The sequence below is a fragment of the Pseudomonas sp. genome (assembly GCF_050739655.1).
Classification (GTDB): domain Bacteria; phylum Pseudomonadota; class Gammaproteobacteria; order Pseudomonadales; family Pseudomonadaceae; genus Aquipseudomonas.
In genome coordinates, this window is sequence record NZ_JBOIBY010000634.1 from 1 (window position 1) to 16,506 (window position 16,506).

The window sequence follows — 16,506 nt, forward strand, 5'->3', positions numbered from 1 at the left end:
TGCGCGACATCGGCGGCCTGATCGTCATCGACTTCATCGACATGACCCCTGCCAAGAACCAGCGCGCCGTGGAAGAGAAAGTCCGCGAATGCCTGGAAGCCGACCGCGCTCGCGTGCAAGTCGGTCGCATCTCGCGCTTCGGCCTGCTGGAAATGTCCCGTCAGCGCCTGCGCCCTTCCCTGGGTGAAAGCAGCGGCATCGTCTGCCCGCGCTGCAGCGGCACCGGCATTATCCGCGACGTGGAATCCCTGTCGCTGGCAATCCTGCGTCTGATCGAAGAAGAAGCGCTGAAAGACCGCACCGCCGAAGTTCGTGCACAAGTGCCGATCCCGGTGGCCGCGTTCCTGCTCAACGAAAAACGCAACTCGATCACCAAGATCGAACTGCGTACCCGTGCCCGCATCGTCATTCTGCCGAACGATCACCTCGAAACGCCGCACTTCGAAGTACAGCGTCTGCGCGATGACAGCCCGGAAGCCGCTACCAATCAGTCCAGCTACGAGATCGCCGCTGCCGCTGCCGAAGTGGAAGAAGTCCAGCCAGCTGCCGCGACCCGTACCCTGGTTCGCCAGGAAGCTGCGGTCAAGACCGCTCCGGCCCGCGCCAACGCTCCGGTTCCGACCGAAGTCGCCGCTCCAGCCCCTGCTCCGGTCGCCGTTCCAGAGCCAAGCCTGTTCAAAGGCCTGGTGAAGTCGCTGGTGAGCCTGTTCGCCACCAAGGAAGAGCCTGTAGCGCCGGTTGTGGTTGAAAAACCTGCGGCCGAACGCCCTGCGCGCAACGAAGAACGTCGCAACGGTCGTCAGCAGACCCGCAACCGTAACGGTCGCCGCGATGAAGACCGCAAGCCTCGTGAAGAACGTGCACCGCGTGAAGAGCGCGCACCACGTGAACCACGTGAAGAACGTCAGCCACGCGAAGCCCGCGAGGAGACTCCAGTAGTCGCTCGTGAAGAACGTGCTCCACGTGCTCCGCGTGAAGAACGTGCACCGCGTGCACCGCGCGAAGATCGCAAGCCACGTGGCGAGCGTGAAGAACGCGTACGTGAGTTGCGTGAGCCGCTGGATGCTGCTCCGGCAGCAGCCGCTGCCGCTACCACTGCTACCACTGCTGCCACCGCTGAAGAACGTCCAGCCCGCCAGCCACGCGAAGAACGCGCTCCACGCCCACCGCGTGAAGAACGTCAACCACGTGCCGAGCAAGCTGCTGCCGTTGCCGAAGAAGAGCTGCCAACCAACGAAGAGCAACTGCAGGAAGAAGGTCAGGACGGCGCCGAAGGCGATCGTCCACGCCGTCGCTCCCGTGGTCAGCGTCGTCGCAGCAACCGCCGCGAGCGTCAGCGTGATGCCAATGGCAACGTTATCGAAGGTTCGGAAGAGTCCGAAGCCGGCGAAAACGCTGAAGCACCAAGCACTGCCGATCTGGCCGCCGGCTTGGCTGTGACCGCCGCCGTTGCCAGCAGCGTGATCAGCGCTCCGGCTGAAGCACAAGCCAACGAGCAAGCCGAACGCGCCACTGCCGCCACCCTGGAAACTGCTCCAGTTGAAGCGCCAGTCGTTGAAGCGACTACCCCTGTTGAAGCTACCGCTTCGCCGGAAATCGAAGTGGCACAGGCGCCAGAAGCACAGCCTGCGGTTGAAGCTGCTGCTGAGCCGGTTGTTGTTGCTCAAGCACCTGCCGAGGTTGCAGAACCGGTTGTCGAAACCGTGACTGAAGCTGTTCGTGAGGTTCGTGAAGTTCGCGAAGAGCAAACCGCCTTCAACTGGGTTGCCGAGCCAGCCGCCGCTGAAACACCTGCTCCAGCACCCGTTGCTGAAGCTGAAGTGGCACAAGCGACGGTTTCCGAGCCAGTTGTTGCCGCTGCCGAGCCTGCTCCAGTGGTTGAAGCACCGGTTATCGCCGAAGCGCCTGCACCGGTGGTCGAAGCTGCTCCAGCCAGCGCCCTGACACCAAGTGGCCGCGCGCCGAATGACCCGCGTGAAGTGCGTCGTCGCAAGCGTGAAGAAGAGCGCCTGCAGAAGGAAGCCGAACTGGCTGCCACTGCTGCTTCTGTTGAAGCCGTTGTCGCTGATGAACCAGCGCCGGTTGCTGCTGAAGTGGTCGAGGCAACTTCTGCCCCGGCTGCCGAAGTTGCTCCCGAGCAGGTTGAGTCGGTGATCAGCGAAGCGCCTCGCTCCGTACAGGAAGCGGCAGAGCAACACGAACAAACCGAGGAAAAAGAACACGAGCCTAAACCTCTCGTCTGATTCCATCGGTCAATAAAAAGCCCCGCCTGGTGATCCAGGCGGGGCTTTTTTGTTTCTGTAATAAAAGGGGGACCGCGTTATCGTTCTTCGCGGGCAAGCCACGCTCCCACAGGTTTTTTGTCAGTCACGGAATTTTCGAACGACGCAATACCTGTGGGAGCGAGGCTTGCCCGCGAAGGCAATCTATCTGGTAAACACTAGCGCCTCAGGCACATCCACATCCCACAACACACCGGGATCATCAACCTTGACCTCGACCACCTTGGCCGAAGCAAACAAAGGCTTGGCCCCACGATCACCCGACAACCCCATCAATCCCGCTCCAAACCCGCGCCCGAAACCCACTGGATGGCCGTACTCGCCATTGATCACTGGAACACGGATCCCATCATCGGCAATTCCCGTCGCCACCTGTTCTACCGTCGACGGCAAAATGAACGGCATGTCTCCCAACAGGATCAACCAGCCACCGAGCTGCGAACAGGCCGCCACACCGGCCGCGATACTGTCTCCCATGCCGCTCGATTCGATCAGCACGATCTCGAAACCGTAGGCCTGGGCCATGCGAATCACTTGTGGGCGATCTTCAGTGGTCACCAGTACGCGCTTCGCCAGACTCGCTGGCACACTGACAAGCACCTGTTCGATCACCGAACGAACGGCGCCATCGCGGCCGGTGCAGTCGGCCAACAACTTGTCCCTATCGGCACCCGCTACCTGCATGAACCGGCTGCCCTGCCCGGCTGCAAGAACAATGACACCGATGGACTCACTCATAGGCTCTCCTTCTTCTGCTTCAATTCGACGCCATTTTTGATCGCCACAATCTCGGCCATCAGCGACAAGGCAATTTCTGCCGGGCTATGACTGCCAATGTGCAAGCCTATCGGGCCATGCAGCCGCTCAATGGCCTGTGGAGACAAGCCTAGTTGCGCCAGGTCTTCCCGACGCTTCTGACTGTTGACCCGAGAACCCAATGCGCCGACATAAAAGGCCCTGGAGTCGAGGGCGGTGAGCAGCGCCATGTCGTCCAGACGCGGATCGTGGGTCAGTGCGACGATGGCCGTGCGTTCGTCGGCCTGAATGCTCAATACCGCGTCATCGGGCATGCCCGAGACAAAGCGGCCGTGCTGTTCTTCCCAGCCGTACACGAATTCGCTGCGCGGATCGCAGATCAACACCTCGAAATCCAGCAGCCGGGCCATCTCGGCGACATAACGGGACAATTGCCCGGCACCGATCAGCAACAAGCGCCAACGCGGACCATAGATCGCGCGCAGTGTTTTTTCGTCGAAGGTCAGCACATCCAACTTGCTGGCCGGTTTCAGAATCACTTCGCCGGTTTCGAGATTCAGTTCCCGAGCGACGATTTCGTGGGCTTCACAACGGTCCAGCAATTGGGCGACCCATTCGACATCGCCGATACGTTCCTCGGCCAAGCGCAAGGTGCCGCCGCAGGGCAACCCGAAGCGCGCTGCTTCTTCGCGGGTTACACCGTAGGTAATCAGTTGCACCGGCGGCCCGTCGGGCGGGATACGACCATCATGCAACCGCGCAATCAGGTCATCCTCCACGCAACCGCCGGACACCGAGCCGATCACTACACCGTCTTCGCGCAACGCCAACATGGCACCAGGCGCCCGGGGCGCGGTGCCCCAGGTCTGGACCACACTGAACAACACCACTCGCTGCCCGGCGCGACGCCATTGCAGCACGCTGCGCAGGACGTTCAGATCGACGCTGTCCATCAGGCTCCGGCCTTTTGCCAGCCTTGCAGCTGGTAGCGAACCGGCAGGTCGCGGATGCGTTTGCCGGTGGCGGCGAAGATCGCGTTGCACAGCGCCGGGGCAATCGGCGGCACACCCGGCTCTCCCACACCGCCCAATGGTACGTTGCCGGGCGGGGTGACCAGATGCACAGCGACTTCCTTCGGTGCCAGGGACATGCGCGCCACTTCGTACATGTGGAAGTTGTCCTGCTGGACCTTGCCGTCCTTGAAGCTGATTTCACCCAACACTGCGTTCCCCAGCCCCATGACACAGGCGCCTTCAAACTGCGCGCGAATCCTCTCAGGATTGATCTGCGGCCCGCAATCCACGGCGATATCGGCCTTGTGCACAATCAAGGTGCCATCGTCCTTGACCTCAACCTCGATGACCGCCGCCACGTAGGTCACGAAGCTGTAGTGCACCGCCAGGCCCAAGCCACGACCCTTTGGTAACTCACGGCCCCAACCGGCGGCTTTCGCAGCGGTTTCCAGCACAGTACGCAGACGACCGGTGTCGATCGGATAGCGCTCGGGCGACTCCCCGTAGTTCCACTCTTCACTCAAGGTACGCGGGTCGATCTGACGGTCGGGGCCGAGCAATTTGATCTGGTACTTGAGCGGGTCTTGCCCCGCCTTGTGCGCCAGTTCATCGATGAAGCTCTGGATAGCGAAGCCATGGGGAATATTCGACACCGAACGATACCAGCCGACCCGGGTGTGCACGGTCGCTTCCGGATTTTCCAGGCGGATATTGGGAATGGCATAGGCCATGTTGGTGAAACCCATGCCCAACTCGAAGGCCGCCTCGTGATTCATGCCCGGTGCGAACAACGCTGTAATGCTCGGCGCTACCGTACGGTGCAACCAACCGGACGGCAGGCCGTCCTTGTTCAGGCTGGCCTTGAGGTATTCCGTCGACACCGTGTGGAAGTACGAACAATGGATATCGTCTTCGCGGGTCCATTGCACGCGCACGGCCTTGCCGGGGAACTCCTTGGCGAGAATGGCCGCCTCGATGATGAAGTCGGGCTTGGACTTGCGACCGAAGCCACCGCCCAATAGCGTTACGTTGAAGGTGACTTTATCGAACGGCAGCCCAAGGCGTTCGCCAATCCGCTCGCGGGTGACCTGGGGTGCCTGGCTCGGCCCCCAGGCTTCGCACGCGCCGCCCTTGTAGAGAGCGATGGCGACCATCGGTTCCATCGGCGACTGTGACAAATGCGGCAGGTAATAAGAGGCTTCCAGCGTGCTATCGGCGCTGCTCATGGCCTCATCGATGTTGCCGGAATTGCGTATGACTTTGCCGGGCTTGAGGGAGGCGGCTTCCAGCTCCTTACGGTAGGCGATCGAGTCATAACTGGCATTGGCGCCATCATCCCACTCGATCTTGAGCGCCTCGCGCCCCTTGATCGCTGCCCAGGTATTGCTCGCCACCACGGCAACGCCACCCAACGGCTGAAACTCCGATGGCAACGGGCGGGTTTCGATCTGCACGACCTTGACCACGCCCGGCACTTTCATTGCAGCGCTGCCATCGAAGCTTTTGACCTTGCCTCCATACACCGCAGGCCGGGCAATGGTCGCGAACAACATGCCGTCAAGATGTACATCGGCGCCATACACCGCGCGGCCGTTGACGATGTCATCACCGTCGATGGCCTTGTTGCCTTCCTTGCCGATGTAACGAAATTCCGAGGGCGGCTTGAGTTTCAGGCTGTCACGCGCCGGTACGGCCAAGGCACCGGCAGCTGCGGCCAACGCGCCATAATCCAGTTCACGACCGGAGGGTTTGTGGATGACCTTGTGCAGTTGCGCATGGCATTCGCTGACGGGCACTTTCCACTGGTCGGCTGCCGCCTGTTCCAACATGGTCCGTGCCGCGGCACCACAGCGGCGCATCGGTTCGTACCAGTGGCGCATGCTGCGCGACCCATCGGTGTCCTGGTTGCCGAAGCGCGCCTCGTCACCTGGTGCTTGCTTGACCCTGACCCGCGCCCAATCGGCCTCCAGTTCATCGGCCACGACCATCGTCAGGCTGGTGCGCACGCCCTGCCCCATTTCCGACCGGTTGCAAACCACGGTCACCGTGCCATCGGCAGCAATGCTGACGTACACCTTGGGGTCATCAACCCAGCCATGGGGCATGCCGTCGGCGCCGAATTTCTTTTCTTCCTCTTCGGCGAATGCGTCTTGCCAGCCCCAACTCGCGGCAACCACCAGGGCACCGGTAGCGCCGACACCTTTGAGGAAACCACGGCGACTGAGATTACTCAGGGCGAAATCAATGGGTAACTGGCTCATGCCTTGGCTTCCTTCAAGTGAGTCGATGCCTGGCGGATGGCGGTCTTGATGCGGTTGTAAGTGCCGCAACGGCAGATGTTACCGACCATCGCTTCTTCGATCTGTTCGTCACTCGGGTTCGGATTGGTCTTTAGCAACGCGGTGGCGGACATGATTTGCCCACCCTGGCAGTAACCGCACTGGGCCACGGCCGTATCCAGCCAGGCTTGCTGCACGACTTTGCCGACCGGATCAGCGTGCAGGTTGTCGATGGTGGTGACGTTCTGCCCGACAACCGAGCCGATCGGGGTGATGCAACTGCGCGCCGGGGCGCCTTCGATATGAATGGTGCAGGCACCGCACAGGCCCATGCCGCAGCCAAACTTGGTGCCGTTGTAGCCGGCCACATCGCGGATGGCCCAGAGCAGCGGCATATCCTCGGTGACGTCGAGTTGATGGTCTTGACCGTTGAGTTTCAGGGTAATCATGGGCACGCCCGCATAGTTCTTGAGGTATGGGGTCGAGCAATCTGCCGCCGGATAGTGGTTCGCAACGCAGATCGGCTCAGGCTAAGGGGCTCTCTTGTGCGAACGGAGGCGTCTGCACCGGGCCTTTGGTGGAGCAAATGCTTGCATCGTCAGTTGACTGAGTTAACCCAGCATTAACAAAAAAGCCCTGCTGAGACAGGGCTTTTTAGCTGCAAGCTTTAAGCCGCAAGCTTCAAGTAGAAGCAACGCAGCAAAGCTTGATCTATGGAGATTGTAGCTTGAAGCTCGAAGCTCGAAGCTGCACCTCTAATACCGATTGGGCTCCATTTCCAGGTCAACATGGAAACGCTCCGAAATGTCTTTCTGGATACGCTGCGCCAGATTGAGCAACTGTAGACCAGTCGCGCTGCCGTAGTTGACCAGCACCAGCGCCTGTAACTTATGCACGCCCGCGTCGGCATCCCGGAAACCTTTCCACCCTGCACGCTCGATCAACCAACCGGCGGCGAGTTTCATCTGGCCATCGGGTTGCGCGTAGGCCACCAGGTCCGGGTATTCGCCCTTGAGCTTCGCGGCCAACGCCGCTGGCACCAAGGGGTTCTTGAAGAAGCTACCGGCATTACCCAGTACCGCCGGGTCCGGGAGCTTTTCGTTGCGGATGCTGCAAATGGCCAGGCTGACATCGCTGGCAGTCGGCTGATCGATACCTTGCTCGGACAGGCGCTGGCGCACCGGACCATATTCCAGATGCAAATGTGCGACGCGGTTGAGCGCAAAGCGTACGCGCAGGATGAGCCAGCGCCCCGGCTCCTGCTTGAACAGGCTGTCGCGATAGGCGAAGTTGCATTCTTCCAGGCTGAAATCGCGCAGTTCGCCACTGTGGCGATCAAGTGCGGTCAGGCCTGCAAACACGTCCTTGATCTCAACCCCGTAGGCGCCGATGTTCTGCATCGGTGCCGCACCGACGGTGCCAGGAATCAGGCTGAGGTTTTCAAGGCCGGACATTCCCTGTGCCAAGGTGTGCTGTACGAACGGATGCCATGGCTCGCCCGCCTCGGCCTCGATCACCACATTACTGCCGTCATCGCTCACGACACGAATCCCGCGAGTGGCCATGCGCAGCACCAAGGAATCGATATCCGCCGTCAGCAGCAAATTGCTGCCGCCGCCAATCACCAGCACCGGCACGTGATGTGCGACCCCATAGGCCAGGGCTTCTCGCACGTCAGCATCGCTATGGGCTTCGGCAAACAACCGTGCCTGTACATCCACGCCAAAGCTGTTGAAGGGTTTGAGCGAAACCTGCGACCGAACCTGCAAACTCATAGCCGTCCCTTCAGTTCGATCAACAGCAAATCACTGGCACGCTCGATCAAATCCAATACTTGCTCGAAACCCTGCTCACCATCGTGGTACGGGTCCGGCACTTCGTCGACGTCCGACTGATAGCGCCGCAGAAACAGGTCCAGTTCGGCCTTGCCCTTGGCCGGTTGCAAGGCTTTGAGGTGACGCAGATTGCTGTTGTCCATTGCCAGGATCAGGTCATAGGTGGCGAAATCGGCACGGGTGACTTGTTGGGCGCGCTGGGCGGACAGGTCATAGCCACGCAGCTTCGCCGCGGCCTGACTGCGCTTGTCCGGCGCCTTGCCGACGTGCCAGTCACCGGTGCCGGCGGAGGCAACTTCGACCTGATCGGCCAGCCCCGCCTCACGCAGTTTGTGGCGCAACACGCCTTCGGCCGTGGGTGAACGGCAGATGTTGCCCAGGCAGACAAACAGAACCCGCATCAAGCCTCCAGCAGGCGACGAACGCGCTCAAGGTCTTCAATAGTATCGACACCGGCTGGCGGCGCGATCAGGGCGTCGGCGACGTGAATACGTACGCCATGCCACAAGGCACGCAATTGTTCCAGGCACTCGGTGTTTTCCAGCCAGCACGGGCCCCAGCTGACGAAGTCATGCAGGAAACCGGCGCGATAGGCATAGATGCCAATGTGACGGCGATAAGGCACGCCCTCCGGCAGTTGCTCGCGATTCTGGGTGAACGCGTCCCGCGCCCAGGGCAGCGTGGCGCGACTGAAGGTCAACGCCAGACCATTGAGGTCACTGACCACCTTGACCACGTTGGGATTGAACAGGGTTTCCACGTCCTCGATCGGCTCGGCCAGGGTGGCCATGCGCGCTTCGGCAGCGGCGGCCAGGTTGGCGGCGACCTGATCGATCACGCTTGGCGGGATCAAGGGTTCATCCCCCTGGACGTTGACCACGATGGCATCGGGTGCCAAGCCCAGTTTCGTCGCGACTTCCGCCAGGCGATCGGTACCGGAATTGTGATCCTCGCGGGTCATCACCACTTCGGCGCCAAAGCCCTGGCAGGCCTCGACAATGCGCGCATCGTCGGTCGCGACCACTACACGTTGAGCGCTGCTTTTGCTCGCCTGTTCCCAGACATGCTGGATCATCGGCTTGCCGGCGATCAGCAGCAGCGGTTTGCCCGGCAAACGGGTGGAGGCGAAGCGCGATGGGATGACAACGGTAAAGGCTGTGGTCATTTATCCAGACGCTCATCGGTGGTGAGGGTGCGAGCTTCGGTTTCGAGCATCACCGGGATGCCGTCGCGAATCGGGTAGGCAAGACCTGCGCCCTTGCTGATCAGCTCGGTCTTGTCGGCGCTGAGCTTGAGCGGGCCTTTGCAGACCGGGCAAGCGAGGATGTCGAGCAGTTTGGTGTCCATGAACATTCCCTGGATAAAAACGAGATTTAAGGCAACAGACGAGCCGGTAACAGGCGCATCAACTGCGTATCGAACCAGGCCACGAAGGCTGGCGAAGGCACAGCATCGACCGCCAGGTACCACCAATCGGATGCGGCAAAGGCACGGCACTTCACCGCGTCCTTTTCGGTCATCACCAACGGCAATGACGGCGTGAAATTCAAGGCCTGCACGCTGTATTCGGCGTGGTCGGCGAACGCGTGCGGGACTGGCTGCCAGTGTAGCGTTTCGAGGGTCTTGAAGAAACGCTGCGGGTTGCCGATCCCGGCCACGGCGTGTAGCGCCTGACCTGCGGGAAAATGGTCGAACGTACGCCGTTCGCCACTTTGCAGGTTGATCAGTGCCGTGGGTTGTAACTGGAAAGCAAAACCATCCTCGCGATCAGCCGTGGCGCCGTTGTAGAGCACCGCGTCGACACTTTGCAGACGCTCGACCGGTTCGCGCAAAGGCCCGGCGGGCAGGCAACGCCGGTTGCCCAGGCCACGGGCGGCGTCGATCAACACCAGCTCCAGATCCCGCGCCAGTCGATAATGCTGCATGCCGTCATCGGACAGGATCAGGTCCAGTGGTTCGCTCGCCAGCAAGGCTTTGACGGCACGACTGCGGTCCGGGTCGATCATCAATGGCACGCCTGTGCGCTGGACGATCAACAGCGGCTCGTCGCCCGCGATGTCGGCGCTGTGATGTGCCTCGACTCGCCAAGGCAGTTGCGCTGGCTTGGCGCCATAACCGCGGCTGACCACGCCGACCCGCAAACCGCTGCGCTGGCAATGCTGGATCATCCACAGAATCAGCGGCGTCTTGCCCGTGCCGCCGACGGTAATGTTACCGACCACGATCAGCGGTACTGGCGGCTGGTAGATCTCACCCTCGCCCGCCAGAAAGCGCTTGCGCTTGTTGTTGACCACGCGCCGATACAACCACTCCAGTGGCTGCAACAGCTTGAGGGCCGGATGGCCTTGATACCACGCGGTGAGCAGGCGATCGGACATGGCCATCAGGGCGCGGTCGGCGCCGCCTCGACTGTGGTCATGCGCAAATGACTGAACCCTAGCTTGCCGGCAGCATCCATGGCGGTGATGACGGACTGATGCTGGGATTTACCGTCGGCGCTGATGGACAACGGTCGGTTGGTGTCGCCGTTGGATTCTTTCTGCAACGCGTCCATCAGACTGGCCAGATCGCTTTTTGGCAGGATCTGATTGTTCACCGAAAACACGCCATCGGCGCTGATGGCAATGTCGAGCTCGCGGGTTTGCTCATCGGAAGGTGCGCCGCTAACCGCTTCCGGCAGTTCGACACGCAGCTGTGTTTCACGGGTGAAGGTCGTGGTCACCACGAAAAACAGCAGCAGGATAAACACCACGTCGATCAGCGACGCGAGGTTGATGTCCACATTCTCCCGTTGCTTGCGGCGGAATTTCACGCTTTGCTCCCGGACAGGTCCACATCACGATCACCTTGAACGACTTCAACCAGCTTGATCGCTTCCTGTTCCATGCCCACCACCAGTTCATCGATCCGGCGTTGCAGGAAGCGGTGGAAGAACACCGAAGGAATACCCACCATCAGGCCCGCAGCCGTGGTAATCAGCGCCTTGGAGATACCACCGGCCAGCACTGCCGCGTTGGTGGTCATGCCCGTGCCCATGAAGGCACTGAAAATGTCGATCATACCCAGCACCGTACCCAGCAGGCCCAGCAACGGGGCCATGGCGGCAATGGTACCGAGGGCGTTGATGTAGCGTTCCAGCTCGTGGATGACCCGCGCGGCGGCCTCTTCGATGCACTCTTTCATGATCTCGCGACCATGCCTGGAGTTCGCCAGGCCAGCGGCCAGGATTTCACCCAGCGGCGAGTTGGCGCGCAGCTCCTTGAGCTTCTCTTTATTGAGTTGTTTGTCCTTGATCCAGACCCAGACCTGCCCGAGCAAATGCTCCGGGGTTACGCGGCTGGCCCGCAGGGTCCACAGTCGCTCGGCAACGATCGCCATGGCGGCGATGGAGCTCAGGATGATCGGCAGCATCATCCAGCCGCCGGATTTGACCAATTCCCACACAGTGTCAGTCCCCTCGAAAAAGTGCGCCACTCTAACATAGGGGTTGGACGCACCGAAGACCGTGATGTCGCATCCGGTCGGGCTTTAATAACGCCCGGTTATTGGATCAGTGGTGGCGGATCGCGCCAGAACCGCCGCTCCTGACGCATCGAGCGCGCTGATTGGAAACGCCCCAGTTGCAGATGAATGGCACCCTGCTGCGCGCTGTCGTAGATCGCCACCCCGCGTTTGCGGTAGCGCGCCACGACAGTCGGATGCGGGTGACCGAACGAATTACCGCGTCCGCGGGATATCAGCACTGTTTTGGGCTGCAAGGCGTTGAGTAGCGCCATCGATGACGAACTGCGACTGCCATGATGGGGTGCCTGTAACCAGTCGGTTGGCACAGCCAAAGGACTGTCGAGCAGTGATCGCTCGGCATTGGCGTCGATATCGCCGGTCAGCAGTAACCGTTCACCATTGGCTTCAATCTGCAAAACACAGGATCTCTGATTGCTATCCCCGGCGGCCGACCATTGCCATTGCCGGAAATTCACGCCGTCCCAGGTCCATTGCCGGCCGGTTTCACAGCCTTGGGCGTGTAACTCGGCAGGCAGATCCGTCGGCTCGCCACTGACCACATTTTTCACCGGCAGCCCATTGGCCACTGATCGGGCACCGCCAGCATGATCGGCGTGAGCGTGGCTGATCAGCATCAAATCGAGCTCTTTCACACCCAGTTTGCGTAATGAAGGCAGTACCACCCGCTCACCCAGATCGAGCTCACCGAAACGCGGGCCGGTGTCATACAGCAACGTGTGATGCCGAGTGCGCACCAGGATCGCCAGGCCCTGGCCGACATCTAGCTGCCAGACGTCGGCGATCCCTTCAGGCAATTCGGCCCGCGGAGGAAAAACCAGCAGCAACAGCATCGGCCATCCCAGATGACGCATTGGCACGCCTTGGGGCAGCAATAGTAGAAAAGCCCCCGTGGCGCCCACGCACCAGACCCAGAGCGGGATCATCATGGGTACCCACGCAGGAACCTGGCCCGCGACCAGCGCCAGCCCCTTGAACAATCCATCGATCAAACCGCCCGCCAGCCAAAGCAAACCCTCCCCCACAAAAAGCACCTGCAACAGCAAGGTTCCGAGCAGTGCGGGAGGCAGCACCAGCAGACTGATCCAGGGAACCGCCAGCAAGTTGACCAGCGGCCCGGTGACGCTGACTGGCAATCCCAGCACCAATAACAATGGCAACAGGCCAATTGCGATCAGCCATTGCGCACGGCTCCAGGTTTGCCACCACCTCCAGGGACCCAAACGACCGCCGAAGGTGAAAATCAACACCGCCACTGCCGCGAAGGACAACCAGAACCCCGGCTTCAGGCTAGCCAGCGGGTCCAGCAACAACACGCCATTGAGTGCCAGCAACAGTGGCCACCAGGCACCCAGGTGACGAAAACGCAAGCGCCACAGCAACACCAGGCCGATCATCAGGCAGGCACGGCGAACCGGCACCTCAAAACCGGCCAGGAATCCATAACCGAGAGCGGCGATGAATGCCAGACCGCAGGCCCAAGGCAGCCATGGCAGGCGGTTTGGCCACAGTCCATAGCGGGCCAACCCAGCGATCAGCAGATACACCACGCCCGCCAGCAAACCGATGTGTTGCCCGGAAATCACCAACAGGTGGACGGTGCCGGTATCTTGCAGCACTTGCCAGTCCTCACGACTGAGCCCGGCGCCATCGCCCATGACCAGCGCCGCCAGGGCGCCTGTTCGGCCCTGGGCATCCACCGCCAGCAGCTGCTGACGGATGCTGTCGCGCCAGGCCCATCGCGCCTCGGCAAGTCGCTCGCCGTCCTTGACCGTCCCGGTCGCACCGATGCGTTTTGCCAACAACCATGCGTCGTAGTCGAAGGCATGTGGATTGAGCAGACCGGCCGGACGTTTCAACTTGACCGCCAGTCGCCAGCGCTCGCCGCTGTTCACAGGCGGGCCGTCATACCAGGCCAGACGCATGAGTTGCGGCACCTTGCCACGTCGAGACCTGGCATCCGCCAACTCGAAACGCACGACGCCTTCACCATTTTCCGGCAGGCCCGTCACCCGCCCTTCAACCCAGCGGGTTTCGCCATCGAGATTCAGTGCCAGACGGTCATCCAGTGCCCATTGGGCCTGTGCACATGCCCAACTCAAACCAAACAGGAAAAACGCCACTGGATAGGTTCGAAACGGCAGCAAAATCAAACCCACCATTGGCATCAACAACCACAACCCGACCGGCGGCAGTGCCGGTAAAAAGCGCAAGGCCAACAAACCCAACGCCAGCGCCATCATCCCTGTGCGCATAAGCCCGTCCTTGAGAGTTCCGACCCTATGCATAGCCGCCCGGGGGCACGGCTGTCGTTATCAATTGTCACAAAGTCTGAATAGGCGCTTCATAGAATCCAGACATACTTGTCGCCTCGACTGACCGAGAAGCCTTATGCCCCGGCGATTATTCAAACGTTACATGCCAGACCCGACCAGCATCCGGGAACACAAGTCCTTACGCTTTCTCGGCACGCTGCTGCATGACCCGAACCTCTGGCACCTCAACCGTCATTCCGTCGCACGGGCCATGGCGGTGGGCCTGTTTGCGGCGTTCCTGCCGATTCCGATGCAGATGCTGGTCGCCGCCGCCCTTGCCATTGTCGTGCGCGGCAACATGCCGATAGCGGTGAGCCTGGTCTGGTTGACCAACCCGATCACCATGCCCGCAGTGTTCTTCTGTACTTACCAGACGGGTGCCTGGTTGATGGACGTACCTGCACGGCATCTGCCCGATGAATTGACCTGGGAATGGATCAGCGGCGAACTCTCGACCTTATGGCAACCGTTCTTGCTGGGCTCAGTGGTGACGGGCCTGGTGTTGGGGGCTTTGGCCTATTGCCTGGTGATGGTGTACTGGCGTTGGTGGGTGGCTCGGCAATGGGCCAGACGCAAGAAACGCCGGATGTGAGAATGCAAAACGGCCTCCACTTGGGAGGCCGTTTTTTTTTGCGTGCTGCAGGATCCACGTGAGATCTGTGTAGGAGCTGTGTAGGAGCTGTCGAGTGAAACGAGGCTGCGATCTTTTGACTTTTAAAAAGCAAGATCAAAAGATCGCAGCCTGCGGCAGCTCCTACAGGAAGCCTGCGATCAGGTGCGCATCCCGCGCCCGCTCACCAACAGCCGCGCACAACCGAAATACAGAATCACCGTCGCCACCAGCATGAAGGTAATCGCGATGCTGATGCGGATGTCCGACACGCCCAGGATGCCGTAACGGAACGCATTGACCATGTGCAGCACAGGGTTTGCCAGCGACACCGTCTGCCAGAACGGCGGCAGCAGCGTAATCGAGTAAAACACCCCGCCCAGATAGGTCAACGGCGTCAGCACGAAGGTCGGGATGATCGAGATGTCATCGAAGTTGCGCGCAAACACCGCGTTGATGAAGCCCAGCAGCGAGAAGATCGTCGCCGTCAGCACTACCACCAGAATGGTCACGCCCAGGTGATGCACCTGCAAATGGGTAAAGAACAGCGACAACATCGTCACGATGATCCCGACCATCAACCCGCGCAATACGCCGCCCAGGGTGTAACCGATCAGAATGGTGTGCGGCGAAACCGGCGAAACCATCAACTCTTCGATGGACCGTTGGAACTTGCTGCCAAAGAAACTCGACACCACGTTGCCGTAGGAGTTAGTGATCACTGACATCATGATCAGGCCCGGCACGATGTACTCCATGTAGGTGAAGCCACCCATGTCGCCAATCTGCCGGCCGATCAAATTACCGAAGATCACGAAGTACAGGACCATGGTGATGGCCGGCGGCAGCAACGTTTGCGGCCAGATCCGGGTAAAGCGGCGGACCTCACGGTAAACAATGGTGTTGAGGGCTACAAGATTGGGTTGCAGCTCGGAACTCATACCGCCACCTTCGACAGATTTTTCTCCACCAGGGACACGAACAGCTCCTCAAGGCGATTGGTTTTATTACGCAGGCTCAGCACTTCGATGTTCTGCTGTGCAAGCTGGGTGAACAGCGCGGTGATCCCCATGGACTTGTCCACCTGGACTTCCAGGGTATGACCATCGAGCAACCGTGACGGATAGCCAAGCAACTGCGGCGGCGCACTCAGGCTGCCCTTCAGGTCCAGCAGGAAGGTCTCGACATGCAGCTGGCCGAGCAACTGCTTCATGCTGGTGTTTTCGACGATGGTGCCGTGGTCGATGATGCCGATGTTGCGGCACAACTGTTCAGCCTCTTCCAGGTAATGGGTGGTGAGGATGATGGTGATGCCTTTCTGGTTCAGTTCGGTAAGGAAGGTCCACATCGAGCGACGCAGTTCGATGTCCACACCCGCCGTCGGTTCGTCGAGGATCAGCAGGCGCGGTTCGTGAACCAGTGCGCGGGCGATCATCAGTCGACGCTTCATGCCGCCGGACAGCGAGCGCGAAGGAACATCGCGCTTGTCCCACAGGCCGAGCTGGGTCAGGTATTGCTCGGCGCGTTCCTTGGCGACTTTCGCCGGAATGCCGTAGTAACCGGCCTGGGTCACGACGATGTCGAAGGTCTTTTCAAACTGGTTGAAGTTGAATTCCTGGGGCACCACGCCGATGGAGCGCTTGAGCGCGGCCGGGTTCTTGTCCAGGTCATGGCCGAAGATATTCACTGTCCCGCTGGTTTTGTTCACCAGGGTCGAAAGAATGCCAATGGTCGTGGATTTGCCGGCGCCGTTGGGGCCGAGCAAGGCGAAGAAGTCACCTTCGGCGACATCCAGATCGATACCACTCAAGGCCTGGAAACCGTTGCCGTAGGTTTTGGTTAGCTGCCGGATGGACAGAGCGGAACTCATATCGGATTACGCACCAAGAAGGGA

Annotated in this window: 16 protein-coding genes; 2 read left to right on the plus strand and 14 right to left on the minus strand. The window is 60.5% G+C overall.

Translation table 11 applies throughout. The features are described from left to right. The coding region (locus ACRESJ_RS30130; protein ID WP_431761146.1) for a ribonuclease E/G at positions 1 to 2,243 on the plus strand (2,243 nt) is incomplete at its 5' end. A 183-nt stretch (positions 2,244 to 2,426) separates the two neighbouring features. On the opposite strand, the gene ACRESJ_RS30135 is transcribed toward ACRESJ_RS30130, so the two are convergent. From ACRESJ_RS30135 to ACRESJ_RS30190, 12 genes are all read right to left on the minus strand, one after another. Continuing rightward, positions 2,427 to 3,020: a nucleotidyltransferase family protein gene (locus ACRESJ_RS30135; RefSeq protein WP_431761147.1), complete on the minus strand. Its 594-nt coding sequence runs from the start codon at positions 3,018 to 3,020 to the stop codon at positions 2,427 to 2,429. Then, positions 3,017 to 3,991, minus strand: coding sequence for an XdhC family protein (locus tag ACRESJ_RS30140; protein WP_431761148.1), 975 nt, complete (start codon positions 3,989 to 3,991; stop codon positions 3,017 to 3,019). Before ACRESJ_RS30140 ends, ACRESJ_RS30135 begins: the two co-directional genes overlap by 4 nt. Further along, entirely contained in the window at positions 3,991 to 6,312 is a 2,322-nt protein-coding gene (locus tag ACRESJ_RS30145) for a molybdopterin cofactor-binding domain-containing protein (RefSeq protein WP_431761149.1), read from the minus strand. Before ACRESJ_RS30145 ends, ACRESJ_RS30140 begins: the two co-directional genes overlap by 1 nt. Continuing rightward, positions 6,309 to 6,779, minus strand: a complete 471-nt coding sequence (locus tag ACRESJ_RS30150; protein ID WP_034149969.1) for a (2Fe-2S)-binding protein — start codon at positions 6,777 to 6,779, stop codon at positions 6,309 to 6,311. Before ACRESJ_RS30150 ends, ACRESJ_RS30145 begins: the two co-directional genes overlap by 4 nt. Before the next feature lie 306 nt (positions 6,780 to 7,085). After that, positions 7,086 to 8,105 carry a UDP-N-acetylmuramate dehydrogenase gene (gene murB / locus ACRESJ_RS30155; RefSeq protein WP_431761150.1) on the minus strand — a complete coding sequence of 340 codons (1,020 nt, stop codon included), beginning with the start codon at positions 8,103 to 8,105 and terminating at the stop codon, positions 7,086 to 7,088. Continuing rightward, complete coding sequence (locus tag ACRESJ_RS30160) at positions 8,102 to 8,566, minus strand: low molecular weight protein-tyrosine-phosphatase (RefSeq protein WP_431761151.1); 465 nt, start codon at positions 8,564 to 8,566, stop codon at positions 8,102 to 8,104. The genes murB and ACRESJ_RS30160 overlap by 4 nt, the downstream gene beginning before the upstream one ends. Then, positions 8,566 to 9,330, minus strand: a complete 765-nt coding sequence (gene kdsB / locus ACRESJ_RS30165) for a 3-deoxy-manno-octulosonate cytidylyltransferase (RefSeq protein WP_431761152.1) — start codon at positions 9,328 to 9,330, stop codon at positions 8,566 to 8,568. Before kdsB ends, ACRESJ_RS30160 begins: the two co-directional genes overlap by 1 nt. After that, positions 9,327 to 9,512: a Trm112 family protein gene (locus ACRESJ_RS30170; RefSeq protein WP_007945752.1), complete on the minus strand. Its 186-nt coding sequence runs from the start codon at positions 9,510 to 9,512 to the stop codon at positions 9,327 to 9,329. The genes kdsB and ACRESJ_RS30170 overlap by 4 nt, the downstream gene beginning before the upstream one ends. Positions 9,513 to 9,538: 26 nt before the next feature. After that, complete coding sequence (gene lpxK, locus ACRESJ_RS30175) at positions 9,539 to 10,549, minus strand: tetraacyldisaccharide 4'-kinase (RefSeq protein ID WP_431761153.1); 1,011 nt, start codon at positions 10,547 to 10,549, stop codon at positions 9,539 to 9,541. After that, positions 10,549 to 10,977 (minus strand): ExbD/TolR family protein, encoded by a 429-nt coding sequence (locus ACRESJ_RS30180; RefSeq protein ID WP_431761154.1) that lies wholly within the window; start codon positions 10,975 to 10,977, stop codon positions 10,549 to 10,551. The genes lpxK and ACRESJ_RS30180 overlap by 1 nt, the downstream gene beginning before the upstream one ends. Next, the gene (locus ACRESJ_RS30185; RefSeq protein WP_431761155.1) at positions 10,974 to 11,609 is read right to left on the minus strand and encodes a MotA/TolQ/ExbB proton channel family protein; all 636 of its coding nucleotides are present in this window, start codon (positions 11,607 to 11,609) and stop codon (positions 10,974 to 10,976) included. The genes ACRESJ_RS30180 and ACRESJ_RS30185 overlap by 4 nt, the downstream gene beginning before the upstream one ends. Before the next feature lie 98 nt (positions 11,610 to 11,707). Then, positions 11,708 to 13,942: a DNA internalization-related competence protein ComEC/Rec2 gene (locus tag ACRESJ_RS30190; protein ID WP_431761156.1), complete on the minus strand. Its 2,235-nt coding sequence runs from the start codon at positions 13,940 to 13,942 to the stop codon at positions 11,708 to 11,710. Between the two features lie 136 nt (positions 13,943 to 14,078). Between ACRESJ_RS30190 and ACRESJ_RS30195 the strand changes: the two genes are divergently transcribed. Next, positions 14,079 to 14,594, plus strand: coding sequence for a DUF2062 domain-containing protein (locus tag ACRESJ_RS30195; RefSeq protein WP_431761157.1), 516 nt, complete (start codon positions 14,079 to 14,081; stop codon positions 14,592 to 14,594). 179 nt (positions 14,595 to 14,773) lie between these two features. Here ACRESJ_RS30195 and ACRESJ_RS30200 read toward each other — a convergent pair whose 3' ends face one another. Next, the gene (locus ACRESJ_RS30200; protein WP_431761158.1) at positions 14,774 to 15,553 is read right to left on the minus strand and encodes an ABC transporter permease; all 780 of its coding nucleotides are present in this window, start codon (positions 15,551 to 15,553) and stop codon (positions 14,774 to 14,776) included. Then, positions 15,550 to 16,482, minus strand: a complete 933-nt coding sequence (locus ACRESJ_RS30205) for an ABC transporter ATP-binding protein (RefSeq protein ID WP_431761159.1) — start codon at positions 16,480 to 16,482, stop codon at positions 15,550 to 15,552. Before ACRESJ_RS30205 ends, ACRESJ_RS30200 begins: the two co-directional genes overlap by 4 nt. Between the last annotated feature and the right edge of the window lie 24 nt (positions 16,483 to 16,506).